This window comes from Mailhella massiliensis (assembly GCF_900155525.1).
In the GTDB taxonomy this organism is placed as follows: Bacteria; Desulfobacterota; Desulfovibrionia; order Desulfovibrionales; family Desulfovibrionaceae; genus Mailhella; species Mailhella massiliensis.
In genome coordinates this window covers 535,893-560,397 of record NZ_LT706952.1, presented here as the reverse complement: position 1 = coordinate 560,397, position 24,505 = coordinate 535,893, and the positions used below count along the sequence as shown (strand labels likewise).

Genomic DNA, 24,505 nt, shown 5'->3' with positions numbered 1-24,505 from the left:
AAGCTTCGCCGTCAAGGATACACGGAGTTGACAGCCGTATCTTCGATAAAGGATAGGTGTTACAAGTCAGTATGGTAACAATGATGGATCGTGAGAACGCGACTGCGACGGATCTCAACCACCTTCCCATCAATATCAAACGCTTTTCTTCGGATTTCCAGCAAAGGGCAGACTTCAGAAAGACGTAGACTTTTCATATCCAACGGATCCGACATCACCGCTTGGAGACTTTCCGTCGCTTTGGCGATGAGAATATCGAACTGCTGAAAGTAATACTCGTAAAGAGTATTCGGCAGCTTATTGAGATCACAAGGAAAGCCGGGGAAGCGCTTGGAAGGGAGAAGTATGAACTCATTGATTACCGGCTGCTCGTCCAGCACTCGGATGCGATGAATACGTATAATGGCATCGCCATCTTCGATGCCCAGCGCTATTGCTTCTTCCTTTTTTGCCATATCATATTGGGTGGAAGTCATCTGTGAAAGAGGATACACTCTCTTTCCGTCATCATCGTAAAGCCTGAAAAAAGGAAATAAAGCCCCGTCAGAGTCGAGAACGGCGACGGCCGTTCCCTTGCCCTGAAAGCGGACGAGTTTTTTTTCCAGAGCGAGTTCGTTCAAGGCCTTGCGTAGTGTTCCTTGGCTGACTCCGTACTCGGCCGCCAGCGCCGTCTCACTGGGCAAAAAACTCCCAGGTCCCCACTCCTTCGCAACTATCCGGCTGAGGATGGAAGATTTTATCTGCGCGTACAGAGGAATGGACGTTACTTTTGTCATGAATTTGATACCATTTTAGGTTGAATTGTTTTATAATTTTAATGCATCTTGATATTTTGTCAAGCATTATTTTTCATTGCCATCCCATAATTTTACACGGGAGATAAGTATGGACACCATAGTCATCACTGAGTTCATGGATTCCAATGCTGTTGAATCTTTAAAAAAAGAATTTAACGTTATCTATGATAAGACTCTTGTTGATAGACCTGATGAACTTATAAAACATATCACCACGTGCAGTGCCATTATTGTAAGAAATAAGACTCAGGTGCGCGAAGCACTGCTTGACGCTGCAAAGGAACTTCGTGTTGTAGGAAGGCTTGGTGTAGGACTTGATAATATAGATGTAGAGGCATGTAAGAGTAGAAATATCACTGTTATTCCTGCAACCGGAGCCAATAACGTTTCTGTTGCAGAATATGTTATGGCCGGTCTGCTCATGCTGGCCCGAGGCTGCTATCAGAGTCTCAATGAAGTGGCCGACGGCAAATGGCCGCGCGAACGCATGTCCTCCGGCGGAGAAATCTTCGGCAAGACGCTCGGCCTGCTCGGATTCGGCGGTATTGCCCGCGACGTGGCGAGCCGTGCTAAAGCCTTCGGCATGAATGTGATCGCCTATGATCCTTTCATAGCTGCCGATGCTCCGGTGTGGAAGGAACACGATGTGACGCCTGTTTCCATGGATGAACTTCTTGCAGAATCCGATGCCATAAGCTTGCATGTTCCGCTGACCGACAGTACCAGAAACATGTTCAACGAACAGCGTCTGGCCGCCATGAGGAAGGGAGCCTTCCTCGTCAATACGGCCCGCGGCGGTATCGTGGATGAAGCGGCGCTGGCGCAGGCCCTTATTGATGGAAGACTCGGCGGTGCCATGATCGACGTTTTCGGGAAGGAACCCCTGCCCGCGAACTCTCCGCTCGCCGTGGCTCCTCATTGTCTGCTTACCCCCCACATTGCTGGGGTCACGCGCGAATCCAATACGCGTGTCAGCTCCATGATCGCCGAAAAAGTGGCTTCCGCGCTGAAATAAAAATCTGCAGCTCCGGTACATACCGGACTTTGAGGAACTTTTCATGAAACTTTCCTACAATGCCATGCGCGAGCTCGGTATAAAGGCATTCCTCTCTGCCGGTGTTCCCGACGACACGGCTTCGTGCGTCACCGACGCCCTTCTTCTCGCCGAACTGGACGGCATGCCCTCCCACGGATTTTCCCGTATTCCCTTTTATGTGGATCAGGCCAAAACCGGCAAGGTGAAGGCCGACGCCCGTCCCGTGGTTTTCAATCCTACTCCCGCCGTCGTCTGCGTGGACGCTTGCAACGGCTATGCCTTTCCCGCCATCAACGAAGGATTGAAGGCGGCCATTCCTCTGGTCAGAGAGTTCGGCATTTCCATGGTTGGCGTTCGCCGTTCGCATCACTGTGGCATGCTCGGTCACTATGTTGAACGCATAGCCCGGGAAGGCCTCATCTGTCTTGCCTTTTCCAACACTCCTTCCGCTATGGCTCCTTGGGGAGGAAAGCTTCCCAGCTACGGAACCAATCCTCTGGCCTTCGGTTGCCCCAGAAGCGGCGAAGATCCCATCGTGGTGGATATGTCCTTGAGCAAAGTGGCCCGCGGTAAGATCATGAATGCCAAGCAGAAGGGTGAAACCACCATTCCCGAAGGCTGGGCCTTGGATGAAACCGGTCAGCCCACCACCTCTCCTGAAGCAGCCCTCAAGGGTACCATGGTACCCTTGGGTGATGCCAAAGGAGCCGCGCTGGCCCTCATGGTGGAAATTCTTTCCGCCTCCCTCACCGGCTCCAACCATGCCTTTGAAGCCAGCTCTTTCTTCGAAGCCGAAGGGCCCGCTCCGGGCATCGGCCAGAGCTTTATCATTATTGATCCTGAAAAGATGAATCCCCAGTTCCCCGCTACGCTGGAACGCCTGGTGGCGCATATTCTTTCCCAGTCCGGCACCCGCCTGCCCGGTTCCCGCCGCTTCGCCTTGCGTGAATCCAGACGTGGACAGGATCTGGAACTGCCTGATGCGCTGTACGAAAAGATTCTTGCACGCATCCAGAAGTAGGCATGGATCGAGCAAGTCGGACCTGTCACTACATACGTACAAAATGGGGGCCCACCGGCATAGCCGGTGGTTCCTCTTATGCGCCTGTAAGGCTCTCTTACCAGCCGCGCCCTAACAGGCGCATGTACGATCTGACATCTGCATTTCTGTTACCGGCGGCCCGTAAACGGGCTTCCGCCATACGGGATGCCCAACTGTTCTCCGAATGTATCCTCAGCCAGCTGATGCCTGATGTACTCGGCTATCTTTGCCTTATTCTTGCCCACCGTATCACCATAGTAACCTCGGCACCAGAACTCCCGATTACGATATTTGAACTTCAGCTCACCGAACTGCTCATATATCATCAGGCTGCTCTTTCCTTCCAAATATCCGACAAACGCCGATACACTCATCTTGGGCGGTATCTCTAGCAACATATGGATATGGTCGGGACAACATTCTGCTTCTACTATGCTCACTCCCTTCCACTCACATAATTTTCGCAATATTTCTCCTATGGCCCTTTTCTTCTCTCCATAGAAAACCTGTCGGCGATATTTTGGTGCAAAGACTATGTGATATTTGCAGTTCCATTGCGTATGCGCCAACTTCTTTGTGTCACCCATTGTGACCTCCTTTTGATTTGCTTGTGGGCGCAGTTGCCAGACCGCACCTCCTTCTTAGCAAATCAAAAGGAGTGGTTATCACTTACGCATAACTATAAGTTTTCGGGAACCCCCAGCCTAGCTGGGGGTTTTCTTTTTAACCAATCAAACCGCCCCTTGAAGGGGCGGTCCTGACTGTCTTCTAAAGCAGACCGATGGGCACTGCGATGCCGAGCATGGCGACCACCATGACTCCAACCCACACCAGAGAGATGATGCAGCCGGGCTTGAAGAGGTCGTACATCTTGTAGTATCCGGCAGGGAACGTGACGAGGGGGACCGGTCCCAGGGGAAGCAGCAGCGATGCGGAAACGCTGAACCCCAGAGGGATGGCCAGCAGTGCCGGATTGATGCCCTTCATCGAAGCCAGGCTGACCAGCGTGGGCAGCAGCACGGCCACAATGGCAGTGTTGACCGGAATGAGGAGATGAACGGCAATGGTGAACACGCATACGGCTGCAATGATGCCTGCCACGGGCAGCATAGTGATGTTGCCGAGGCAGGTTTCGGCCAGCCAAAGACTGCCGCCTTCCTGCCAGATTATCTTGCCTATGGCGGTGGAGGCGCCTATGAGCATAAGAATGTCCCAGCCCACTCTGTTTCTGTCCTTCTTCCATTCAATGAGGCCCATGTTGGGAAGGCAGAACAGCGTGGCGGCTATGACGGCTATGACCGGCAGAGGCGTGTGGTGGATGGAATCGGTCGCCCAGAGCGTGAAGTTGATGAAGAACACGATGATGTAGTTCCATTCCTTTCTCGTAATGGGACCGAGGCACTCGTAGTCGTTGCATATGGCTTCTATGCCCTTGAGCTCCGTAAGTTCCGACGGATAAGTTTTCTGTAGGATGAACCATGTAGCTACGATGAGAACGAGGGCCATGGGTATGCCTATGACGGACCAGTGAAAGAAGGAAACGGAAATGTTTGCCGTGGACTGCAGAAGCGTGAGCGTCATCACGTTCATGGAGGAGCCGGAAGGGGTGCCTATGCCGCCTATGAGGCTTGCCAGAGGCAGACCGAGCATGAGCGTACGGCCGAAATTGCTTTCACCGGGAACGCATCCGTTCTTCTCAAGCAGCATCAGTCCTACGGGATACATCATGGCGATGGCCGGAATATCGGCAAGCACCATGGATATGATGGTTGTAACAAGCATAAGATAAAAGGAAAGCTTGCGGGGATTGCCCTTCGACTTCATCGTGGTCCAGAGTACGATGCGCTGGCACAGACCGGAGTTCTGAAAAGCAATGGCATTGCAGAACATGGCAAACACGAAGAAAATCGACGGATCGGCGAAGTTGGCCATGACCTTGGGCAGTTTGACCAGTCCAAGAGGAACGGTGAGTACCGTGAAGAGCACGGAAGCCAAGGCCAGCGGAAGCAGATCCAGACTCCACGTGAGCACGGCGCACACCATGAGGGCCATGGCCTTCTGCGCCGTGGGTTTGAGTTCATCCCCCACGGGAATGTTGGACAGCACCAGATAAAGGCAGATAATCCCCAGGATGCACAACCATTTTTTCGTATTCTGCGACATGACGTATCTCCTCGGAAGAACTACAGATTGAACAGCGCTCTGGCGTTGTCGCGGCCTATCTTCACACGAACGTCCTCGGGAATTTCCGCGTTGTCGAACCATGTGGAGGCATCTTCCACGGTTTCAAAAGGATAGTCGGTGGAAAACATGACGCGCTCCACACCCATTTCGGCAATGGTATTGATGAGCGCGGGCGTGCTGCAGAAACCGCTGGTGGTTACGTACACGTTTCTTTTCAGATATTCCTGAATCGTGAGCTTGAAGGGGCGCGGCCGCGGGTCGCGGTTCAGCCTGTTCTGGGTGCGCCAGGAATGGAAGGGAACGCATTCGCCAAGATGTCCCACGATGAGCTTGAGCTTCGGATACTCGTCGAAAATGCCCGAACAGAGCAGACGCAGCATGTGCGTGGCCGTTTCCACGGTAAAGGCCCAGGCGGCAGCCATGAGCCAGGGATGCCCGTCATAGATTTTCCGTTGATCATTCATGGGATTTCTCGGATGCAGATAAAAGGGCACGTCCAGTTCCTGCATTTTGGCCCAGAAGGGCCGGTAACGCTTGTCATCAAGATACACGGCCGTATCCGGAGAACCGATCTGGGAGTAGCCGTTGACGAGAGTACCCTTGAATCCGTAATCCTTGACGCAGCGTTCCATCTCATCAATGGCAGCGTCGGGATCCTGCATGGGCAGGGCCGCAAAGCCGCGGAAACGGTCGGGGCGCCGGGCTATGCATTCCGCCAGATGATCGTTGCAGCGCCGGGCCAGATCCACGGCTTCCCGGGCGTTGTAGGTTTCCTGTATGGCCGGAGAATTCAGGGACAGAATCATGAGATCCATCCCGTACTTGTCCATTTCGGCCACGCGCATGTTTAAAATATCGAGCAGCTTCTTCTTTCTCTCTTCGGCGTTCTTCAGACCCGCGGGAATGTGTCCCACCGTTTCCTCAACGGCAAAGTGTTCTTCCAGACCTATCTTGCCCAGCATGGCAGTCCTCCCCATGAAATGTTCAGTTGGAAAAAGCGTTCATCCTGGCGGCGGAAGGCTCACAGCCCCCAGCGCTCGCGCCAGTTCGTATGCACGGTGCCGTTTTCCTGCCAGACCTGCAGGAACTTGTTGCTCAGAAGCGGATTGGTGAACGTGTAGTCCGAGCGCAGATGCATTCCGCGGCTTTCCTTGCGTTCCCGCGCCGCGTGCATGATGATCTCGCCGTTGTCCATGAGGTCGAGCGCCTCTACGGCGCGTATGAGCTCATGCGCGTTGCGGACGCTTACGGAGGCTATGGATTCCTTGCGCAGATCGCCCAGATACTTCAGACCGGCCTTGAGCAGATTTTCCGAACGCACGTTGTAGGGACCGGCAGCGGCATAGGAGGCCATGATCTGCTGAAGACCGAGATTGGCTTCCTTCCAGGTGCCGCCGTTCTTTCTTTCCATAAGGCTGCTGTAAAGCTCCGCCCGTTCCTGCACCCAGGCCGAGTGCTCCACTTCCCGGAAACTGCCCTGCTGCACCGTGGAGGCGGCGTGATTGCCGCAGATCCAGCCGTAAACGGCGGCGCCGGAAATATCCGAACGGAAGTTGCCCACCATGTCGCCCGTGCCGTAGAGACCGGGAATGGAAGTTTCACCGTTGATGTCCACCTCGAGTCCGCGGCCGATGAGATGCGGTTCGTACTGCATGAATTCAAACGCGTGCTTCGTCACGTCGAGGCCGGAACGCTTCATGTAGTCCACAACGGTGGTCAGGCCTTCGCTGATCATGCCCTGCTTCATGAAGTCCAGATCGTCCTGGCTTATGCCCGTGCAGTCGATGTAGGCGGGGCCGGTGCCGTTGCGCAACACGTCGGTATAGGCCGTGTTCCACACGTCGCAGGTAATGTCGCCTATGTAGCGGGTGGCCTGTTCCACAAAGGGGCCGAGCAGTCTGCCGTCGGGATAGCGGTACACGCCTATCCAGGTGGACTTGCCTGCGCGGGCAAAAAACTTGGGTCCGGCATGCCTGTTGGGCATTTCCATGTTGACCATCTTTGCGCCCACGCGCCACGCCTGCGCCTGAGCCGCCCCCGTGCAGGCCGGACAGAACGCCGTGTTGAACGGACTGCCCGGAGTGCCGGCTGCGGGATACAGTCTGTTTGCCGTGCCCGTGGCCAGAATGACCTTTTTGGCGCGGATCAGGCGGAATGCGGGTTCCTCACTGCTGACATCGAGCGCCAGCGCGCCGGCTATTTCTCCGTCTGCGGTAATGAGTTCCACCACGGGAGTGTGATTGAGAATCTTCGCGCCCGCCTTTTTGGCCTGCGCCGTAAGAATCTGCTTCTGATTGTGACCGTCGTATTTCAACCATATCCTAGGGCGGCCCGGGAAGGCGTGTCCCATGAATTCATAATCCGGCCCGAAGGGACGCATGTTTATGCCCCACTCCAGCCACCTGTCGGCCATGGCTATGGATTCCTGCAGAAAACGAAGCGTCAGCTTGGGATCGTGAAAACCACCTATCTGACTCTGAAAGGTTTCCTGCAGAATGGGCATGATGTCGTTGCCGTGAGCCTTGGGATAATAGCAGAGGAAGTGATCGTTGCCCGTGGCGCCAGAGCCGGAACGTCTGGAGTCGGACTTTTCCGCCACCAGCGTATCCGCTCCGAAGCGGGCCGAAGCTATGGCCGCGCAAAGACCGCCTATGCCGCCGCCAACGATGAGCACATCCGTCGTTATCGTATCTTTAAAACCTATCATAACTTTCTCCTGAGTCCTAACTTTATGAAAGTATGGTCTCTGCAAAAAGCGTCACCACATGAATGTCGATCAATATTTCCACATATCATGACGCCATGTTATTCTTCATAATGCAGATTATCTGTGAAGACTGTCTGCATCGATATGAAGCATCATGTAATTGATGGGAAGCCTCAGCTCTATGGCTTTTTGAGGACAGTCAAGAACACAAGCATTGCAGTGCCAGCACTCCTCAGGATAGGCCACGATGGGAGTTTGTCCTTTGGAATAGGTAAAAATATTCAAGGGACATATGCTTGCGCACATGCCACAGTGAGAACACTGTTCCGCGTTGATGATGGGAGGCATACGTTTCTCCTGATGCTGCTTGTTGAATGCGTGCCTTGTGGCCGCGTTACTTGCGCTTTAAAGAGCAAAAAGTATGCCAAATTTTTTTTATTTGCAATTTCAATATATTATTGTTTTTTATCCGTTTGACTAATCTTGTCGCGTTAAAAATATTCAAGTATTGTCATTAAAAATTAATAGTAAAAATTGACATTTTCCGCACAGCCGAACAAAAAAAACAACGACGGAACGAATGAAGCGCATCGTCGGCATACGAGCGGAACGACTTTCAAAAACATGCGGGACATCATGGACAAAAAGCATCTGTTCGAATCAACCGTTGCCGCAGAATCGTGCGTAGCCATGTACAGAACCAGCGGTCTGCGCAACCTGCTGCTGTTTCTTCTGGACCTGCTGCAGCAGTATCTGCCCGTGGCGCGCATAAACGCACTTTACTGCACCATAAATGCCGACGTCATAGTCACCATGTCGGATACGAACAAAATCAACGTCTCCAATAAATTTGCTGTGGCCGGTCATCTACCGCCACTCATTCTGCGGGAACGCATCACCGAAGATATTCTTCTGGGCGACATCAAGTCCGTCATATCGAAAGATGAAAAAATAGACCCGACATTCGAGTACGACATGCCTTATCTTTTCCATAACTCCATGTTGCGCATTCCCATTTTTCAGTCGACCTCGTCCGTGTTTCTCATGTGTCTGTGGTCCAAGGAAAACAATGCGTTCGGGCCGGACGATCTTGAAGGCATTCGCCAGCTTCTCTCTCCTCTTGCCGAAGAGCTGAAAATAAACCTCTCCGGCATAGATCTCGACGACCGGAAGGCGCAGAAACGTGTGGAAGAAAGCGGCAGGGAAAAAGTAACGCAGTGTCCGGGACTGCATAACGTCAAGCTGCGGGTAGAAGCCGTGGCTGATGTGGATACCACCGTGCTCATTCTCGGCGAGACGGGTGTCGGCAAAGAAGCCGTGGCCGACATGATTCATGAACTGTCGCAGAGAAAAGACGGCCCCTTCATTAAGGTGAACTGTGGAGCTATTCCTCCGAGCCTTGTGGACAGCGAGCTTTTCGGCCATGAAAAAGGCTCCTTCACCGGAGCTCTGACCTCTCGTGCGGGGTACTTTGAAATGGCCGGGGGCGGCACGCTTTTTCTCGACGAAATAGGCGAGATGCCGAAGTCTGCTCAGGTACGCCTGCTCAGAGTGCTGACGGACGGAACCATACGCCGCGTGGGCGGTACGCGCGCTTTTCCGGTAAACGTGCGCATCATTGCGGCTACGCAGGAAAATCTCATGGACAAGCTGGATACAGGGCGTTTCCGGCGCGATCTGTGGTATCGACTTTCCGCCTATCCCATCATCGTGCCGCCGCTGCGCAGGAGACTCAGCGACATTCCCGTGCTTTTAAACTACATTCTCATGAAAAAAAGCAAGAAACTCGGTCTGGCTTTCGTGCCCGAGGCGGACGAGGGGGAATTGAACGCCCTGTGTCGCTACGACTGGCCCGGCAACGTGAGGGAACTGGAAAACGTTGTGGAGAGAGCCCTGCTCATAAGCAGGGCGCAGCGAAAGAAAACGCTTCACTTCGACCTTGCCCCGTGGACGGCTCGTACGTTGTCTCCGAAAATGCAGACCGCAGGACAGTCGTCGCAGGTCGAAAAAGCGGACTGGCCTTCACTTCGGGAACATGAAGACGACTATATCGCCGATGTGATACGGCACTGCAATGGCAAGCTTTCCGGCGCGGGCGGCGCAACGGATATTTTGAAAATTCAGTACAACACCTTGAAATCACGTATGAGAAAAATGAACTTTTCTTTGTCCGACACCAAGGACTGACTTTTCCGGCAACATTGCGGCAAGGCGGAACGCCAGGATAGTCCCGCACATTTCTTTATTATATTGATTATAAATCACTTTTATCCTGCACATCGTGAATTTATGCGACACTTACATAGTCATTTCGTATAGGCTAGATGTCGTTCTTTGGCCATAAAAAACACCTTTTCGAAGTAGACGAGAGCTTGAAACGCTCTGTCTTATCGAAAAGGTGTTTTTCAGGTAACTTTTTTGTGGTTCAGCCACCAAGCGGGAGAGTTTCTGCTTCGGTAGCCATTACTCCATCAGCCGCCTGAAGGCATTAAAACGACATGAGCGCGAAAGCGTCCAAGACGTTTTTCTGGGCTATTAAAAAGACACGGTTACGGGCTTTACTTTTGCGAGATCCTTTTCATACGTGAAGCTTGACAGGAAGAACGCCAGAGCAGAAATCATGTAGCTTCCAGTGATAAACAGCATGCTGGTCTCAAGAGAGAACATGTCGGAAAGCACTCCGGTGAGAAGAGCACCGAAACCATTACCAAGTGCATTCTGAACCAGCACAATCAGGCTGGTAGCAGTTGCCCTCTGCTGAGGCTGCGACAGGTTAAGAACCAGAGCATAGCCGAGGGTGATGACAGAGGCAGTGAACAATGTATGGAATGCAAGCAGGGCAATCTGACCGGCACTTCCGGGGACGATCATACCGAACGCCAGAGCCGTCATGCCGAAGCCGAGGAGCAGAGTAAGTGCCTGCACCCGAAGAGCATAAGGGGTACCTTTCTTGAACAGGTAGTCAAGAATGGGACCGCCGATCAGAGTGGAAAAAGCTGGGTGTGTCTGCAAACCATCTTCGTGAAAATAGGGAATCCAGGTTAGGTAAGGTTTTCATCGTGTTACGACAGGGAAATGTGCTACTATGACATCCCTGAAGACCTCTGGCTCAGACTTGAGCCTATACTGCCGACAGAAGGTTCTCCTCGTGGAGGACGACCGACTGGTGACGTCAGAAACTTTCTCAATGCTGTACATTGGATGCTGTGAACCGGATCTCCATGGCGAGCTTTGTCAAAGAAATATGGTTCATGGAAAAAAGAGGATATCTGACTGCTATCCTTGAGCTTCTTACCTTACAGGCTGATATGAACTACATCATGATTGATGGGACATACGTTCATGCTCATAGACATAGTGCCGGAGCTCGACATACCGCTGGACACAATCATGCTCTCGGCCGAAGTCGTGGCGGTTTTACCTCCAAAATTCATGCGGTGGTGGATGCTCTCGGTAAGTCTATTGCAGCCTCCCGAAAACTCTACCTATCGTCTCAGCCTGACGGACGAAATCTGTCTGAAGACAGGCTATGCTTTCAACTTGCCAATCCTTGATGGTCAGGCTATAAAAAGATGGTCTGAGTAGCCTGAGGCTGTTCATGTTTTGTCGTTATCTTTCTATTTACATTGTGCGGACAAAGGTGCGGACATGAAAGAAAAAGAATTCTTACTATTAAAAATAACATCTTGATATAATTACATAAAATATTATCCTTAGAATAATAAATTTTCCTTTTTCATGAAAATGTCCCGAAGCGTTTTGCCCCGGCTCTGCTTTTTGGGGCAGGGCCGGGAAAGAGTGGGAAACACTGCGGCAACCCTTGCGCCGGGCGGCCGTTCTGTCAACAGCTTTGTCCCGCCGGGGAAATATCTCCGGTGCCGTGCGTCAGCGGAGCACTTCCTCTTCCTTCAGTCCGCCCCGGGCGAAAAGGTCTCCGGCAAGCTGATAGTCGGCCACGGTCCGTTCGAGCCGGGCGCGTTTTTCCTCCTCGTCGAGAGGTCCGCCCAGACCTTCGGCGCTGCTCCATGCCAGGACGGAACTTTCGCGCACGGGTTCAAGGGTGACGAGTCCGCCTTCCTCAAGTCTGCCGAGTATCTGATAGGTGCTTATCCAGGCGCGGCCTTCTCCGGGACGCAGGGAAAGAATGCTTCTGCCGAAAAAGCCCGAACGGTAGCTCCAGCCCAGCAGGTCGAACAGCGTGGGGGCAATATCCGCCTGGCTGCACAGGGTGTTCACCTTCCGGGGAGCGATGCGGCCGGGGGCGTAGATCATGGCCGGAATGAGGTAGCGCTCCGGCGGAAGGTCGGTATGTCCCGCTGCGCCGGAGGTGTGGTCGCCCGAGATGACGAACACCGTGTTGCTGAACCAGGGCCGTTTCGAGGCTTCCCGGAAAAAGGCCCCGATGGCGTAGTCGGTATAGGCCACGGCTCCCGCCCTGCCCGTGCCGGAAGGAATGGATACCCTGCCTTCCGGGTAGGTGAAGGGGCGGTGGTTGGAGGTGGTGAGCACGAACTGATGAAAGGGGCGCCCCGTGCGGAAGCTTTCGTCGGCCTCGCGCAGGCAGGCGCGGAAAAGGTCTTCGTCGCACACGCCCCAGGCGTTGGTGAAGGTGATGTCTTCATTTTTCATGGAGGCGCGGTCCACGATGCGGAAGCCGTTGCCCGAGAAGAAGGCGTTCATGTTGTCGAAGTAGCCGAAGCCTCCGTAGAGAAAGGCGGTGTCGTAGCCCTGCGCGCGAAAGACGGAACCTGTGGAAAAAAGCCCTTCGCAGCCCGGCCTCCGCACGATGGAGGAACCGGGCGTGGGCGGCAGGGAAAGGGTGAGCGCCTCGATGCCGCGCACCGTGCGCGTGCCCGTGGCCCGGAGGTTGGAGAAAAAGAGGCTTTCCTCCACCAGGCGGTTCAGGTTGGGCGTGTTTTCTCCCAGAAGGTCGCTGCCGAGGCTTTCCACCACTATCTGCACGACGTTGGGCTTCCATGCCGGGCGGGAAGAGGAAATGTCGCGCCGTACCGTACCGGCATCGTCAATGAAGCGCGCGCCGGGTTCTGCGGTTTCTTCGCGCACCAGCCGGGCGGCCCTGCCCTCATCCAGCACGGGGTAGAATTCGCGGTAATCGAGGCTGTTGTGCCGGTAGGCGGAAAAGAGCGACCACACGCCGTTGGCGGCAAGTTCCCGCTGCACTCTGTCGGGGGAGGAAGCGGGCGTGTGGAAGAAGGCCGCGCATACCAGGGCAAGGTATGCCGCGGCAAGCCATGCGGGCCGGGGGGCGGAGAGGTGCGCCTTCTTTGCCGTTCCGCGCATGGCCCATACGGCAAACATCGCGCCGCAGGCGGCCACGGCGGAGAGCAGAGGAATCACGGGGTAGGATTCTTTGATGTTCTTCAGCACCTCCGTGGTGTAGATGAGGTAATCCACGGCGATGAAGTTGAAGCGGCTGGAAAATTCCTCCCAGAACAGCGTTTCGGCCACCGCGCCGAAAAGAAAGGCGCAGGCGTACAGCCAGAAGACGAACGCGGCGGCAGCGCGGCCCGCCCTGCCGGTGAAGAGATTTTTCTTCAGCAGCACGAGCGCCATGAGGGGCATGGTGAGCAGCACATAGGGGAAGATGTCGTTGAAGGCGCCCTTCAGGTACAGCATGACCAGCGTCCCAAGGGGGAAGGATGCGTCGAGAGTGCGGTGCGCCATGAAAATAAGCGCGGTTCTCACCGCGGCGTTGACGAGCAGCCAGAGAAGCAGCAGCGAACCGAGATAGCGGCCCCGTACGCTCATGCCGAGGGGACGGAAAAATCGTATGCGGGAAAACATGAAAATCTCCTGCGGGTTGCAATATGGGAAAAGTATAGAATCGGTGCATGAAAAAGGGGATAACTGCCGGTGTAACAAAGCGTAACGGCAAAAAAACACACCTTCTCGTTCAGAAAATGGTACGAGTGAAGGGAATGGATATTCCGTTTTTCATGAAAATAAGGAAGAATATAAAGCAAAGGTAACGTAGTGTAACTGATTTTATGCGTTTTATGTGAGTTTTGTGATAAAAGTTATACAGGGAATTTTTGTATAATATGTAACGAAGCGTAACAGCGCCTCCGGCCGCGTTGCCGCCGCCGTTTCCGGGTGTTACAGGAAAGGGAAAGAGTATTTCGTGTTGAAGGAAGGCGTGTGCGCCGCCGTGCGCGTCTGCCGTTTTGCTGCGGAACCTTTTCCGGGGGAACGCCTCCTTCTCTTTATTTTATATAAGGATGCGTCATGTTTCAGATGCTGATTATCGACGACGACAAGGAGCTGTGCCAGCTTCTGGAGGATTATTTCCGGCCGGAGCACATCGCCTGCCGCTTCGCCCACGACGGGCAGAGCGGTCTTGCCGCCATTCTTGAGGAAAAACCGGACATGGTCATTCTCGACGTCATGCTGCCGGAAAAGAACGGCTTTGAAGTGCTCCGCGCCGTCCGCAGGGACGCCCGGCTCTCGCGGCTTCCCGTGATCATGCTTACGGCGCGCGGCGATTTTTCCGACAGAGTGCGCGGGCTGGACGCCGGGGCGGACGACTATCTGCCCAAGCCCTTCAATCCCCGGGAGCTGCTTTCCCGCGTGCGGGCGGTGATGCGGCGCGCCCAGCCTTCCGCCGGGGAGGCCGGGGGCGACATACGGCTGGATGAAGGCGCCATGAAGGCGTGGAAGGGCGAGGAGGAGATTTCCCTGAGCGGTCAGGAATACCGCGTGCTGCGCGCGCTGCTTTCCTCGCCGGGCAGGGTGATTTCCCGCGATGCGCTGAGCCTTGCGGTATTCGGCCGCGAAGCCGTGCCCATGGAGCGGGGGCTCGACATGCAGATAAGCCGCGTGCGCCGCAAGCTGGGGCCGTATCCCGACGGTTCGGAACGCATACGCAGCATACGCGGCGTGGGGTACATGTACGCCATCCGGGGGGAGGAACATTCATGAAAAAGGCGTGGGGAAGGCTGGCCGCATTCTGGGATTCTCTGCCGCTGTTCCGCAAGATATACATCTGCGGCATCCTGTTCATCGGTTCCTTCGCCATACTCGGCGAATTCGGGGAATACGCGGCAAGCGATCTGCTGCAAAGCGGCGGAAACTCCTTCTCCTCCGCGCAGGAAATCTGCCTCTGGGTCGTTTTTACCTTCATTGTGGCCGCGCTGGAAGCCTATGTGCTCATCAGCGTGCTCAAGAACATCATGGGGCACTTCACCTCGGTGATACACCGGCTTTCCGGGGGAGACCTTTCGGCGCGCGTTTCGCCGGACATGGCGAACAGAAAGGATGAACTCGGGCTTCTGGCCCGGGCCTTCAACAGCATGGCCGAACAGCGGGAAAAGGAAAGGGTGAGGGAGAAGGCGCTCATTGCCGATGTGTCCCACGAACTGCGTTCGCCGCTCACGCGCCTTTCCGTTACGGTGGAGCTTCTGCGGAGGGAGAACGTTTCCCCCCGTCTGCTGGACAGGCTCTGCCTGGAAACGGAGCGCATGGATGCGCTCATCGAAAGTATGCTCGCCTATTCGCGCATGGAGGCGAGGCTGTGCTTTTCCTCCTTTGATCTGGCCGCTCTGGTGCGCGACGTGGCGGAGGATGTGCGCTTTGAAGGGAGTGTGCGCGGTTGCGAGGTGGAGGAGTTTCTTCCCGAGCGACTGCCCTTTGCGGGCGATGCGGACATGCTCCGCCATGCCGTGGAAAACGTGCTGCGCAATGCGCTGCGCTACACCCCGGACGACGGGCGCATCGTCATACGCCTCACCTCGCGCAGGCAGCGCTGCCTGCTGGTGGTGGAAGACCGGGGACCGGGCGTGCCGGAAGAGGCGCTGGAGAGGATATTCCGGCCCTTTTTCCGGGTGGACGCCTCGCGCCGCAGAGAAAGCGGCGGCACCGGCATGGGGCTTTCCCTCGCGGAACGCGCCGCCCATGCCCACGGCGGCAGAATATGGGCGGAAAACAGGGAGGGCGGAGGCCTTGCCGTGAACATGGAACTGCCCCTGAAGGTAAGGCGGGAAGGGGAGTGACTTGGCCTGCGGGCCTGACCGCGCCGCCTGGAATTTTTCCGGGAAGGGTGACGGCTGCTCCGGCGGGAGAGTTTTTTCCGCACGGGGAACGCCTTTCGTTGCGCCGCGGTCCCGGCAGGGGAAAAGGCGGAAGGTTCCCGCCGTCTTCTTGAAAGGGAGCGGCGTGTCGGTTATTCTGAAAAATGCCGCGCGGGCGTTTTGCCGCGCCCTTTATCAGGAAAGTATGAGGAGGCTGTGCATGAGCAAGGTGACGCTTGTTTATTTTTCCCCCACGGGCAACACGGAAAAGAGTCTGAAGGCCATGGCCCGCGGCCTGAGAGCGGAGGCCGACGTCGTGGACGTCACGACCGACGCTTCGACCGACATCGTCCGTTTCCGCGAGAACGACAGGGTGATCTTCGGCGCTCCCGTGTACGTCGGCCGCATTCCCACGGTGGCGCGGGAGAGGCTTGCCCGTTTCCGCGGGGTGCAGACCCCGTGCATCGTCACGGTAACCTACGGCAACCGTCATTATGACGACGCCCTTCTGGAACTTGCCGACATGGCGAGGGAACAGGGCTTCGTGGTGGTGGGAGCCGCGGCGCTGGTGGGCCGCCATACCTTCGGCGAAATTCAGGCAGACCGGCCTGACGGGGACGACCTTGCCGCCGACGGCGAGTTTGCGGCGCGCGCCTTTTCTCTGACAAGGGAAGTGAAGGATATCCCCGGCAACCGGCCCTACCGCGAAGGCGGGGGCGGGGGCAAGTTCCGTCCGCTCACCTCGGAAGAGTGCGTGCACTGCGGGCTGTGCGTGAAGCTCTGCCCCGTACATGCCATTGCGGACGACTACGAAACCGTGGCCGACACCTGTCTTTCCTGCTTCCGCTGCATACGCCGCTGCCCCAAGGGCGCGAAAAACATGGATACGGAAGCCTACCGCGGCTTTGCCTCCGCTTTCAGCGAAAAGCTGAAGGCACGGCGTGAAAACGAATATTACTGCTGACCGACTCCGTGCCTTCCGGCACAGGCAGAAAAAGGCCCCGAAAGGGGCTTTTTTCATGGCGGCCTGGCCGTTGCCTGCGTTTGCGTTTTTGCCTTCGTTCAGACAAGGTCCTCCCGGCGGGCCTGTGCTTTTTTTGCGTATTCCGTGGGCGTTTCGCCCTTTTCCAGTTCCTTTTCTAGCTCTTCGAGAATGCAGCGCAACAGTTTCGTCACGCTGAAGGGCGTTTTCGTTTCCGCATACAGCGAGGAGGCTATGCCCTCCAGCTCCGGGGGAATGGCGGAAGAGGGCACGTTGACGTTGACGCCTATGCCCACCACGGACCACTGAAGTTCCGTATTGTGAAACATGCTTTCCGCCAGTATGCCCACCACCTTGCGGTCATGGAGAAAAAGGTCGTTGGGCGCGCGCTGTTCCAGGCGTATGCCGCAGCCCTTCTCCACCGCGCGGGCGCAGGCCTCCATGGCGAGAAGGGGCAGAAGCGCCAGCTTTTCCGGCGGCAGATGCGGCTTCGTCAGCACGGAGAAGGAAAGGCTCCCCGGCAGGCAGAACCAGCGGCTTCCCTTGCTGCCCCGGCCCTCGTTCTGGCGGCGTGCCACCACCACAAGGCCTTCCTCCGCTCCGGCAAGCGCCTGCTGCGCGGCCACCTGATTGGTGGACCCCGTTTCCTTGAGCCATATCCATTCCTTTTTGCCGAGTATGCGGGTGCGTAGCCCCTCGCGCACGTCGTCCCCGGCCCAGGGGTCGGCGCGGGAAATGAGCCGGTAGCCCCGGCGCGGTACGGATTCGATGATGTTGCCTTCCCCGCGCAGGGAGTTGACGTGCTTGCTCACCGCCGCCCGGCTGATGCGGAAATCGCGGGAAAGCGCCTCCCCCGATATCCATTCCTCCCCTCCGCCCCGGGCAAGACTGTCCAGAATGCGGTTCCGCATGGGCATTTCCTCTCGCATCATCGCTGCTCCGTCCTGTGACTCTTCTTAAATGTCAACCTCAAATGTCAATGTTTAAGGTTGACATATTCTTTGCATCCGGTACAGACTGTGTCATCCTTTTTCATTAAACATCAGGGGCATCATGGACAGTCTGCTTGAAACCATACTCCGTCGTCTTCCCGGCGCGGGCAAGGCTCCGCTGCTTTCCCGCAGCGAGGCCGAGGCCTTCGTTTCCCTTCCTTCTTCCTCCACGGCGGACATGCTGGCCGTGGCCGGGGCGGTGCGCGCCATGTGCGCGCCGGACTTCTTCAACTGCGGCATCGTCAACGCCAAGTCGGGCCGCTGCCCGGAGAACTGCGCCTTCTGCGCCCAGTCAGCACATCATGAAACCGGTTCCGCTGTCTATCCTTTTGTGGGACAGGAAACGCTGCTGCAAAGGGCGGCCGAAGCCGCATCCCACGGCACGAAGCGCTTCAGCATCGTGGTAAGCGGCACCATGCTGGGCGAAGCCGACGTGGAACCTCTGTGTCGGGCGGTGGAGAGCATCATCAGGGAAACGGGCATGGCGGTATGCGGTTCGCTGGGGCTGCTCACGCCGGAACGCGCCCGCATGTACCGCGAAGCGGGCATGACCCGCTACCATCACAATCTGGAAACGGCGCGGAGCTTTTTCCCCCATATCTGCACCACGCACGAGTACGACGAGGATGTATCGAGCCTTGCGGCCGCACGCGGAGCGGGTATGGAGGTATGTTCCGGCGGCATCATGGGCCTTGGAGAAAGCCGGGCGCAGCGCGTGGAACTGGCCTGCACTCTGGCGGAACTGGACGTGGATTCCATTCCCATCAACTTTCTGAACGCCATCAAAGGCACGCGGCTTGAAAACATGCCCCGTCTCTCGCCGGAAGAGGCCCTGCGGAGCATCGCGCTTTTCCGTATCATGCATCCTGCAAAGGATATTCTCATTGCGGGCGGCCGTGCCCATGTGCTCGGCGAATGGCAGAGCTGGCTGTACGCGGCCGGGGCCAACGGCATGATGACGGGCGACTACCTCACCACGCCGGGCGCGTCCTTTGAAGCCGATCTTGCCATGATGCGCACCCTGGGAGTGGCCTGATGCGCGCCTTTTTCCTTACCGGCACGGATACCGACGCCGGCAAGACGGCGGTGACGGCGGGCCTTCTGGCCGCCTTTGCCCGCCTGGGAGTGAAGGCCTTTGCCGTCAAGCCCGTACAGACGGGCTGCACGGAGGAAAACGGCGTTTCCGTCGCGCCGGACGTGGCCTCCTGGCGCAGCGCCGGAGGGGAGGGCGAGGCCCTGTTTTCCTTCCGCGTGCCCTGTTCTCCGCACCTTGCTGCGAGCCTTGAGAAGAAAAGGCTCGATGCCTCCGCCGTGGCGGAGGCCTGCCGCGCGCATATTCTGCCGGGCAGGGTGACGCTTTTCGAGGGAGCGGGCGGGCTTTACGTTCCCCTGAACGGGGAAGAGTACATGCTCGACCTCATGCGGAAGCTCCGCCTGCCCGTGCTGCTGGTGGTGGCCAACCGCCTGGGCTGCCTGAACCATGCGCTTCTTTCGCTGGACGCGCTGGATCATGCGGGGCTCGATGTGGCGGGCATGGTGCTCTGCCGCACCACGCCTCCCGCCCATGCGGATGCGGGCACGTCGCAGGATGCGGAGGAGCTTATTCTCGGCGACAACGCCGTACGCCTTGCCGAGGAGGGGAAAAAGCGCGGCGTGCCCCTTCTGGCCGATATTCCCTACATGGAATCCTTTTCCCTTGCCGATACCCGGGCCGTGGACACGCTTGCCGCCACGCTGGAAGACGCGGCGCGCCTTCTGGCGGAAGACAAGGAGGAGGCCGCAGCCCGTGCGGCGCTTCTGGATTTCGACAGGGGGCATCTCTGGCATCCCTATACCTCGGCCGTGCGTCCCCTGCCTGCGCTGGAGGTGAAGGGTGCTTCCGGCGCACGGCTTGTTCTTGCCGACGACAGGGAACTTGTGGACGGCATGTCCTCCTGGTGGTGCCGTGTGCACGGCTACGGCAACATGCGCCTCGTGCGGGCGATTCAGCGGCAGGCCGCGCGGCTTTCCCACGTCATGTTCGGGGGTCTTACCCATGAACTGGCGGTGGAGCTGGGCCGCCGCCTGCTCCGCCTTCTTCCGCCGGGCATGGAACACATCTTTCTGGCCGATTCCGGTTCCGTGGCCGTGGAAGTGGCCATGAAAATGGCCGTGCAGTTCCATAAGGCCGCAGGCAGCGAGGGAAGGTTCCGCTTTGCGGCCCTGCGCGGGGCCTATCACGGCGACACGCTGGGAGCCATGTCGCTCTGTGATCCGGTCACGGGTATGCATTCGCTCTTTTCCGGCATACTGCCGAAACAGCTTTTCGTGGAACGCCCCTCCTGCCGGTTCGACGCACCGTATGATCCCCGCGCCTTCGACCCCATGGAGCGCGCTCTCCGTTCCCATGCGGGAGAACTGGCCGCCGTGGTGGTGGAACCGGTGGTGCAGGGAGCCGGAGGCATGTGGTTCTACCACCCCTCCTATCTGCGCGACCTGCGCGCCCTGTGCAACGAGCTCGGCATCCTTCTCATTGCGGACGAAATAGCCACGGGTTTCGGCCGTACGGGAAAAATGTTCGCCTGCGAATGGGCGGGCATATCGCCCGACATCATCTGCGTGGGCAAGGCGCTCACCGGCGGCATGATGACCCTTTCGGCCGTGGCGGCCACGGCCCGCGTGGCGCAGGTGATTTCCGGGGCGGACCCGGTGCGCGGCGGGGGCGTGTTCATGCACGGGCCTACCTTCATGGGCAATCCTCTGGCCTGCGCCGTGGCCTGCGCGAGCCTCGACGAACTGTGCGCCTCGCCCTGGCAGGCGCGCGTTTCGACCCTGGAAAAGCGCCTTGCGCGCGGGCTTGAACCGTGCCGTTCCCTGCCCGGCGTTGCCGATGTGCGCGTACTCGGCGCCATCGGCGTGATGGAAAGGGAAGAGGCGGTGAACGTCGCCGTCTGGCAGGATTTCTTCACGGCAAGGGGCGTGTGGATACGGCCCTTCGGCCGCACCGTCTATGTCATGCCGCCCTTCAACGCCTCGGAAGACGATGTGGACGCGCTTACCCGCGCTCTGTGTGAGGCGGCGCAGTCCGCGGCGCTTCACGGCGTGCCCGTTGTGGAGAAACATTCATGCTGATCTTCTGCCTTTACGCCTTTCTGCTCCTTTGCCTCGGCGTGCTCGACGCCCGGCGCTCCAGGGGCGAGTCCGCCTTTTTCGTGAACGGCCGTTCCTCCGGCGCATGGCATACGGGCTTTTCCCTCATCGCCTCCTGCATAGGCGGTTCCGCCACCATGGGCATGGCCGGGCTGGCATGGCAGGTAGGCGCGCCCGCCTTCTGGTGGCTCGGTTCCGGCGCGTGCGGCCTTGCGCTGCTCACCCTTTTTCTCGCGAAAAAGGTACGCGCCACCGGGGCCTACACCATGCCGGAAATCGTGGCCGCATGGCTGGGGCCGGGGGCGCGCACGCTGGTTTCCCTCATCATCATGCCCGCATGGCTGGCCATACTTGCGGCGCAGTTCACGGCCATGGGCAAGCTGAGCGCGGCGCTCACCGGTCTGCCGCCGGAATGGGCGCTTCTTGCCGGGGCGGCGGTCATCACGGCCTATTCCTGCCTCGGCGGGCAGGCCTCCGTCATTCGCAGCGATCTTCCCCAGTGCCTGCTGCTTCTTGCGGGCATACTGGTCATTCTGGCCTGGCTTCTGGGGCGCGATGCCGCGCCGCTGGAGCATCTGCCGCTGGAAATCGTCAACGGGCAGTTCGGGCCGGAACGTTTTTCCTCCTTCATACTCATCATGGGCGGCAGCTACCTTGTCTGCCCCATGCTCTTCGGCCGTATTCTGAGCGCACGCGATACCCGGAGCGCGGTGCGCGGATGCTGGTTCGCCGTGGTCGGACTTTCCGTTTCCGCCGCCGCCATCGTGGCGGTGGGGGTGCTGTGCCGGGGGCTGGTGCCCGATACCGTCGCCCCGGACGACGTGCTTTCCACAGCCATGACGCTCATGCCGTCGTGGGCGGGGATGCTCCTTCTTGTGGCGCTTCTTTCCGCCGTGCTTTCCTCGGCCGATTCCTGCCTCGTCACCGCGTCCACCGTGCTCTGCAACGATCTTCTCGGCGCACGCAGCGTCAGGCTCTGCCGTGCGGTCACGTTGCTTTTCGGCGCAGGGGGCCTTGTGCTCTCCACCCGGGGGCACGGCATTCTCGACCTTCTGCTCATGGCCAACGACATCTATGTCTGCGGCGTGGCGGTGCCGGTGTTCGCGGCCATGCTCATGCGCCGGGGCGCGGTGCGCCGCTCTCCGCTCTTCCCCTCCACGACGCTCTCCGGATCTGGGGGCCTGCTCCCGCTTCTTCTCGGTTTCGGTGACGCGCGAGAACGCTCCGGTCTTTTATACACATATGGATGTGAATAAGAGACAGGGCCTTGCCTGCGCGCTTTGCGGGCAGGATGCCTTCGCCTATGCGGGCATGGCTGCTTCCGTGGCTCTCATGCTGGCCGGGCGCTTTGCAGGGGCGGGGCACGATTCCTGCCCCGCCGTACGCTGAAGAGTGTTTTCTCAAAAGAAAAGGCCGCTTTAGGGCGGCCTTTTTTGCTCTTATGATGCGCGGGCGGGGGCGTTACACGTCAAGTCCGGCGTGGTAGCCCTGATACACGGCGGTGGTGATGGTGGAGGGGCGTACCGCGTCGCCGATGACGCGCACGAAGGGCGCGGCGTCGATGAGCGCGTCATGGTTGCGGGAACGCTGGCCCACGGCGCAGATCACCGTGCCCGCGGCAAGAAGCGTTTCCCTGCCTTCCGCGTCGCGCACGAGAAGGCCTTCCTCCGTCACGGCAAGGCCCGTGCAGGAAGTGTGCACGGTGACAAGTTCCTTCAGCTTGCGCAGAAGGATGGGGCGGTGGCGTATGTTGGCGTCGGGCGCAACTTCGGGGCGCATTTCCACAAGCGTGACCTTTTTGCCGTCCTGGGCAAGGTGAATGGCGCATTCGCACCCGGCAAGGCCGCCGCCGAGAACCACCACGGTATCCGCACATTCCGCGCTTCTTTTGTAGTAGTCGTTCACGATGATGACGTTCTTGCCGTCCATGCCCGGAAGCGGCGGCACGATGGGTTCGGAACCGGTGGCGATGATGAGCGCGTCCGCGCCTTCCTTCTCCACATATTCGGCGGTGACGGGGGTGTTCAGGCGCACTTCCACGCCTTCGATTTCCATCTGACGGGCCAGCGTGAGGCCGAGCTGATACATTTCCCGCTTGAAGGGAATGGCCTGTTCGCTCCTGAGTATGCCGCCGAGCTCCCCGTCCTTTTCGCACAGAATCACATGGTGCCCGCGCTGCGCCGCCGTAATGGCGGCCTTCATGCCGCCGCAGCCGCCGCCTGCCACGATGACCTTTTTCGCGCGGCGGGCGGGAAGGGGAGGCAGGTCCTGTTCGCGGCCGATCTGCGGGTTCACCGTGCAGCGGCGCGTGCCCGTGGTGGGGCGTTCGGCCATGCACACGAAGCAGCGCAGGCAGCGCACGATTTCATCGTCGCGTCCTTCCATGACCTTGCCGGGCAGTTCCGGGTCGGCAATGAGGGCGCGGGCCATCTCCACCACGTCGGCCTTGCCGGAGGCGATGATTTCTTCCATCTGCGCCGGATCGTTGAGCGCACCCACCGTGGCCACGGGCGTGGAAACATGCTTCTTGATTTCGGCGGCAAGGTACACGTTGCAGCCGTGGTCGGAGAACATGGGCGGATGCGTGTCGAAGAAGCCGAACTGGTAGGAACCGGCAGAAACATGGATAAGGTCGACCCTGCCGTCCAGAAGCTTTGCTATTTCAATGCCTTCTTCCAGAGTATAGCCGCCTTCGAAAAGTTCGGAACCGCTCATGCGCACTTCAATGGGGAATCCCGGGCCCACGGCGGTACGCACGGCGTCGACCACTTCCAGAAGCAGGCGGGCGCGTCCTTCGAGGCTGCCGCCGTATTCGTCCCCGCGCTTGTTGAAATAGGGCGAAAGGAACTGATTGATGAGCCAGCCGTGCCCGGCGTGAATCATGACCATTTCAAAGCCCGCGCGTTTGGCAAGCGCGGCCTTTTCGCCGTAGGAAGCCACGATGGCGGCAATCTGCTCCCTGGTGAGCGCCTTCACCGGCCTTCCGTCGGGGCGCACGCCGTCGCACGGGCCGTACTGGGAAAGGGCGTTCTTCTTCTCCTTGTCCACCAGATAGGTGCCCGCGTACTGGCCGGAATGGGAAAGTTCCACGCTGGGAATGGACCCGTGGCGGCGTATGGCGTCGGCAATCATGGTGAAGCTCGCCAGAGAACCCGGCGTCTGAAGCTCCAGATGCAGCATGTGGGAGGCGTCGGTTTCCGGGTGCACCACAAGCTCGCTCACGGTGACGTTGGCGCTGCCGCCCTTCGCCCTGTTTTCGTAGAAGGCGCGGCTGCCCGGGCCCGCGCAGCAGTCCCAGGTGATGTCCGTAGCGCCGGTGGGCGCGGCGAACATGCGGTTGCGGAAGGTGACGCGGCCGAGGCGTATGGGGGAGCAGAGGTGCGGGTATTTTCTCGTCATGGTTTTCTCCGGCATTTTTTCTGAAGGCGTTTCCGGCTTCCCGGATGTTTTCCGCAAATGGAAGCCCTGACTTTTTATCATAAAAGACGGATGTGCTGTAAAGTCGAAAACATTGCGCCTTCGTTCGACGGGATTGAACATCTTCCGGCACGGCCGATCGGGTACGCTCCGGCGTTTTCCCGGCGTCGTATGCTTCGACGTGGTTTTTTT

The 24,505-nt window shown here is 58.1% G+C and carries 20 protein-coding genes and 1 pseudogene; 11 read left to right on the top strand and 10 right to left on the bottom strand.

Annotation, left to right across the window (positions count from 1 at the left end; genetic code table 11):
- Positions 1 to 59 precede the first annotated feature (59 nt).
- Positions 60 to 776, bottom strand: a complete 717-nt coding sequence (locus tag CZ345_RS12715; protein ID WP_077073479.1) for a GntR family transcriptional regulator — start codon at positions 774 to 776, stop codon at positions 60 to 62.
- Positions 777 to 885: 109 nt separating this feature from the next.
- On the opposite strand from CZ345_RS12715, the gene CZ345_RS12710 reads away from it, so the two are divergent.
- Complete coding sequence (locus CZ345_RS12710; protein ID WP_077073478.1) at positions 886 to 1,812, top strand: hydroxyacid dehydrogenase; 927 nt, start codon at positions 886 to 888, stop codon at positions 1,810 to 1,812.
- A 43-nt stretch (positions 1,813 to 1,855) separates the two neighbouring features.
- Positions 1,856 to 2,854 (top strand): Ldh family oxidoreductase, encoded by a 999-nt coding sequence (locus CZ345_RS12705; protein WP_077073477.1) that lies wholly within the window; start codon positions 1,856 to 1,858, stop codon positions 2,852 to 2,854.
- Between the two features lie 149 nt (positions 2,855 to 3,003).
- Here the strand turns inward: CZ345_RS12705 and tnpA are convergent, their stop codons facing one another.
- From tnpA to CZ345_RS12680, 5 genes and pseudogenes are all read right to left on the bottom strand, one after another.
- The gene (gene tnpA, locus CZ345_RS12700; protein WP_077073476.1) at positions 3,004 to 3,462 is read right to left on the bottom strand and encodes an IS200/IS605 family transposase; all 459 of its coding nucleotides are present in this window, start codon (positions 3,460 to 3,462) and stop codon (positions 3,004 to 3,006) included.
- A gap of 181 nt (positions 3,463 to 3,643) precedes the next feature.
- Positions 3,644 to 5,038, bottom strand: coding sequence for an SLC13 family permease (locus CZ345_RS12695; protein WP_077073475.1), 1,395 nt, complete (start codon positions 5,036 to 5,038; stop codon positions 3,644 to 3,646).
- 20 nt (positions 5,039 to 5,058) lie between these two features.
- Positions 5,059 to 6,021: an amidohydrolase family protein gene (locus CZ345_RS12690; protein ID WP_077073474.1), complete on the bottom strand. Its 963-nt coding sequence runs from the start codon at positions 6,019 to 6,021 to the stop codon at positions 5,059 to 5,061.
- 59 nt (positions 6,022 to 6,080) lie between these two features.
- On the bottom strand, positions 6,081 to 7,766 hold the full coding sequence (locus CZ345_RS12685) for an FAD-dependent oxidoreductase (RefSeq protein ID WP_077073473.1): 1,686 nt from the start codon (positions 7,764 to 7,766) through the stop codon (positions 6,081 to 6,083).
- Positions 7,767 to 7,883: 117 nt separating this feature from the next.
- Positions 7,884 to 8,129 (bottom strand): annotated as a pseudogene (locus CZ345_RS12680) (4Fe-4S dicluster domain-containing protein); the annotation flags it as partial.
- A gap of 273 nt (positions 8,130 to 8,402) precedes the next feature.
- Between CZ345_RS12680 and CZ345_RS12675 the strand changes: the two are divergent.
- Positions 8,403 to 9,953: a sigma-54 interaction domain-containing protein gene (locus tag CZ345_RS12675; protein WP_077074099.1), complete on the top strand. Its 1,551-nt coding sequence runs from the start codon at positions 8,403 to 8,405 to the stop codon at positions 9,951 to 9,953.
- A 348-nt stretch (positions 9,954 to 10,301) separates the two neighbouring features.
- Here CZ345_RS12675 and CZ345_RS12670 read toward each other — a convergent pair whose 3' ends face one another.
- A complete protein-coding gene (locus tag CZ345_RS12670) occupies positions 10,302 to 10,778 on the bottom strand; it encodes an MFS transporter (RefSeq protein WP_077073471.1) in 477 nt (158 codons plus the stop codon).
- A gap of 209 nt (positions 10,779 to 10,987) precedes the next feature.
- On the opposite strand from CZ345_RS12670, the gene CZ345_RS12660 reads away from it, so the two are divergent.
- Positions 10,988 to 11,320, top strand: coding sequence for a hypothetical protein (locus CZ345_RS12660; RefSeq protein WP_144277352.1), 333 nt, complete (start codon positions 10,988 to 10,990; stop codon positions 11,318 to 11,320).
- Between the two features lie 331 nt (positions 11,321 to 11,651).
- On the opposite strand, the gene CZ345_RS12655 is transcribed toward CZ345_RS12660, so the two are convergent.
- Entirely contained in the window at positions 11,652 to 13,571 is a 1,920-nt protein-coding gene (locus CZ345_RS12655) for an LTA synthase family protein (protein ID WP_239446688.1), read from the bottom strand.
- Between the two features lie 441 nt (positions 13,572 to 14,012).
- Between CZ345_RS12655 and CZ345_RS12650 the strand changes: the two genes are divergently transcribed.
- The 3 genes from CZ345_RS12650 (at position 14,013) to CZ345_RS12640 (ending at position 16,757) form a co-directional block, all read left to right on the top strand.
- Positions 14,013 to 14,705: a response regulator transcription factor gene (locus CZ345_RS12650; protein ID WP_077073469.1), complete on the top strand. Its 693-nt coding sequence runs from the start codon at positions 14,013 to 14,015 to the stop codon at positions 14,703 to 14,705.
- A complete protein-coding gene (locus tag CZ345_RS12645; RefSeq protein ID WP_077073468.1) occupies positions 14,702 to 15,775 on the top strand; it encodes a sensor histidine kinase in 1,074 nt (357 codons plus the stop codon). Before CZ345_RS12650 ends, CZ345_RS12645 begins: the two co-directional genes overlap by 4 nt.
- 238 nt (positions 15,776 to 16,013) lie before the next feature.
- Positions 16,014 to 16,757 carry a flavodoxin domain-containing protein gene (locus CZ345_RS12640; protein WP_077074096.1) on the top strand — a complete coding sequence of 248 codons (744 nt, stop codon included), beginning with the start codon at positions 16,014 to 16,016 and terminating at the stop codon, positions 16,755 to 16,757.
- A gap of 98 nt (positions 16,758 to 16,855) precedes the next feature.
- Here CZ345_RS12640 and CZ345_RS12635 read toward each other — a convergent pair whose 3' ends face one another.
- Positions 16,856 to 17,707, bottom strand: a complete 852-nt coding sequence (locus CZ345_RS12635; RefSeq protein ID WP_077073467.1) for a biotin--[acetyl-CoA-carboxylase] ligase — start codon at positions 17,705 to 17,707, stop codon at positions 16,856 to 16,858.
- A gap of 121 nt (positions 17,708 to 17,828) precedes the next feature.
- Between CZ345_RS12635 and bioB the strand changes: the two genes are divergently transcribed.
- From bioB to CZ345_RS16915, 4 genes are read left to right on the top strand one after another with little or no spacing between them, the layout of a single operon-like run.
- Positions 17,829 to 18,803 (top strand): biotin synthase BioB, encoded by a 975-nt coding sequence (gene bioB, locus CZ345_RS12630; RefSeq protein WP_077073466.1) that lies wholly within the window; start codon positions 17,829 to 17,831, stop codon positions 18,801 to 18,803.
- Positions 18,803 to 20,878: an adenosylmethionine--8-amino-7-oxononanoate transaminase gene (bioA, locus tag CZ345_RS12625; protein WP_077073465.1), complete on the top strand. Its 2,076-nt coding sequence runs from the start codon at positions 18,803 to 18,805 to the stop codon at positions 20,876 to 20,878. Before bioB ends, bioA begins: the two co-directional genes overlap by 1 nt.
- A complete protein-coding gene (locus CZ345_RS12620) occupies positions 20,872 to 22,152 on the top strand; it encodes a sodium:solute symporter family protein (RefSeq protein ID WP_077073464.1) in 1,281 nt (426 codons plus the stop codon). Before bioA ends, CZ345_RS12620 begins: the two co-directional genes overlap by 7 nt.
- Positions 22,145 to 22,285, top strand: a complete 141-nt coding sequence (locus CZ345_RS16915; protein WP_154674814.1) for a hypothetical protein — start codon at positions 22,145 to 22,147, stop codon at positions 22,283 to 22,285. Before CZ345_RS12620 ends, CZ345_RS16915 begins: the two co-directional genes overlap by 8 nt.
- Positions 22,286 to 22,357: 72 nt before the next feature.
- Here CZ345_RS16915 and CZ345_RS12615 read toward each other — a convergent pair whose 3' ends face one another.
- Complete coding sequence (locus tag CZ345_RS12615) at positions 22,358 to 24,295, bottom strand: NAD(P)/FAD-dependent oxidoreductase (RefSeq protein ID WP_077073463.1); 1,938 nt, start codon at positions 24,293 to 24,295, stop codon at positions 22,358 to 22,360.
- Positions 24,296 to 24,505 lie beyond the last annotated feature (210 nt).

Coding starts and splice junctions, on each gene's coding strand:
- CZ345_RS12715 (WP_077073479.1), bottom strand. CDS start 776: ATGACAAAAGTAACGTCCATTCCTCTGTACGCGCAGATAAAATCTTCC.
- CZ345_RS12710 (WP_077073478.1), top strand. CDS start 886: ATGGACACCATAGTCATCACTGAGTTCATGGATTCCAATGCTGTTGAA.
- CZ345_RS12705 (WP_077073477.1), top strand. CDS start 1,856: ATGAAACTTTCCTACAATGCCATGCGCGAGCTCGGTATAAAGGCATTC.
- tnpA (WP_077073476.1), bottom strand. CDS start 3,462: ATGGGTGACACAAAGAAGTTGGCGCATACGCAATGGAACTGCAAATAT.
- CZ345_RS12695 (WP_077073475.1), bottom strand. CDS start 5,038: ATGTCGCAGAATACGAAAAAATGGTTGTGCATCCTGGGGATTATCTGC.
- CZ345_RS12690 (WP_077073474.1), bottom strand. CDS start 6,021: ATGCTGGGCAAGATAGGTCTGGAAGAACACTTTGCCGTTGAGGAAACG.
- CZ345_RS12685 (WP_077073473.1), bottom strand. CDS start 7,766: ATGATAGGTTTTAAAGATACGATAACGACGGATGTGCTCATCGTTGGC.
- CZ345_RS12675 (WP_077074099.1), top strand. CDS start 8,403: ATGGACAAAAAGCATCTGTTCGAATCAACCGTTGCCGCAGAATCGTGC.
- CZ345_RS12660 (WP_144277352.1), top strand. CDS start 10,988: ATGGCGAGCTTTGTCAAAGAAATATGGTTCATGGAAAAAAGAGGATAT.
- CZ345_RS12655 (WP_239446688.1), bottom strand. CDS start 13,571: ATGTTTTCCCGCATACGATTTTTCCGTCCCCTCGGCATGAGCGTACGG.
- CZ345_RS12650 (WP_077073469.1), top strand. CDS start 14,013: ATGTTTCAGATGCTGATTATCGACGACGACAAGGAGCTGTGCCAGCTT.
- CZ345_RS12645 (WP_077073468.1), top strand. CDS start 14,702: ATGAAAAAGGCGTGGGGAAGGCTGGCCGCATTCTGGGATTCTCTGCCG.
- CZ345_RS12640 (WP_077074096.1), top strand. CDS start 16,014: ATGAGCAAGGTGACGCTTGTTTATTTTTCCCCCACGGGCAACACGGAA.
- CZ345_RS12635 (WP_077073467.1), bottom strand. CDS start 17,707: ATGATGCGAGAGGAAATGCCCATGCGGAACCGCATTCTGGACAGTCTT.
- bioB (WP_077073466.1), top strand. CDS start 17,829: ATGGACAGTCTGCTTGAAACCATACTCCGTCGTCTTCCCGGCGCGGGC.
- bioA (WP_077073465.1), top strand. CDS start 18,803: ATGCGCGCCTTTTTCCTTACCGGCACGGATACCGACGCCGGCAAGACG.
- CZ345_RS12620 (WP_077073464.1), top strand. CDS start 20,872: ATGCTGATCTTCTGCCTTTACGCCTTTCTGCTCCTTTGCCTCGGCGTG.
- CZ345_RS12615 (WP_077073463.1), bottom strand. CDS start 24,295: ATGACGAGAAAATACCCGCACCTCTGCTCCCCCATACGCCTCGGCCGC.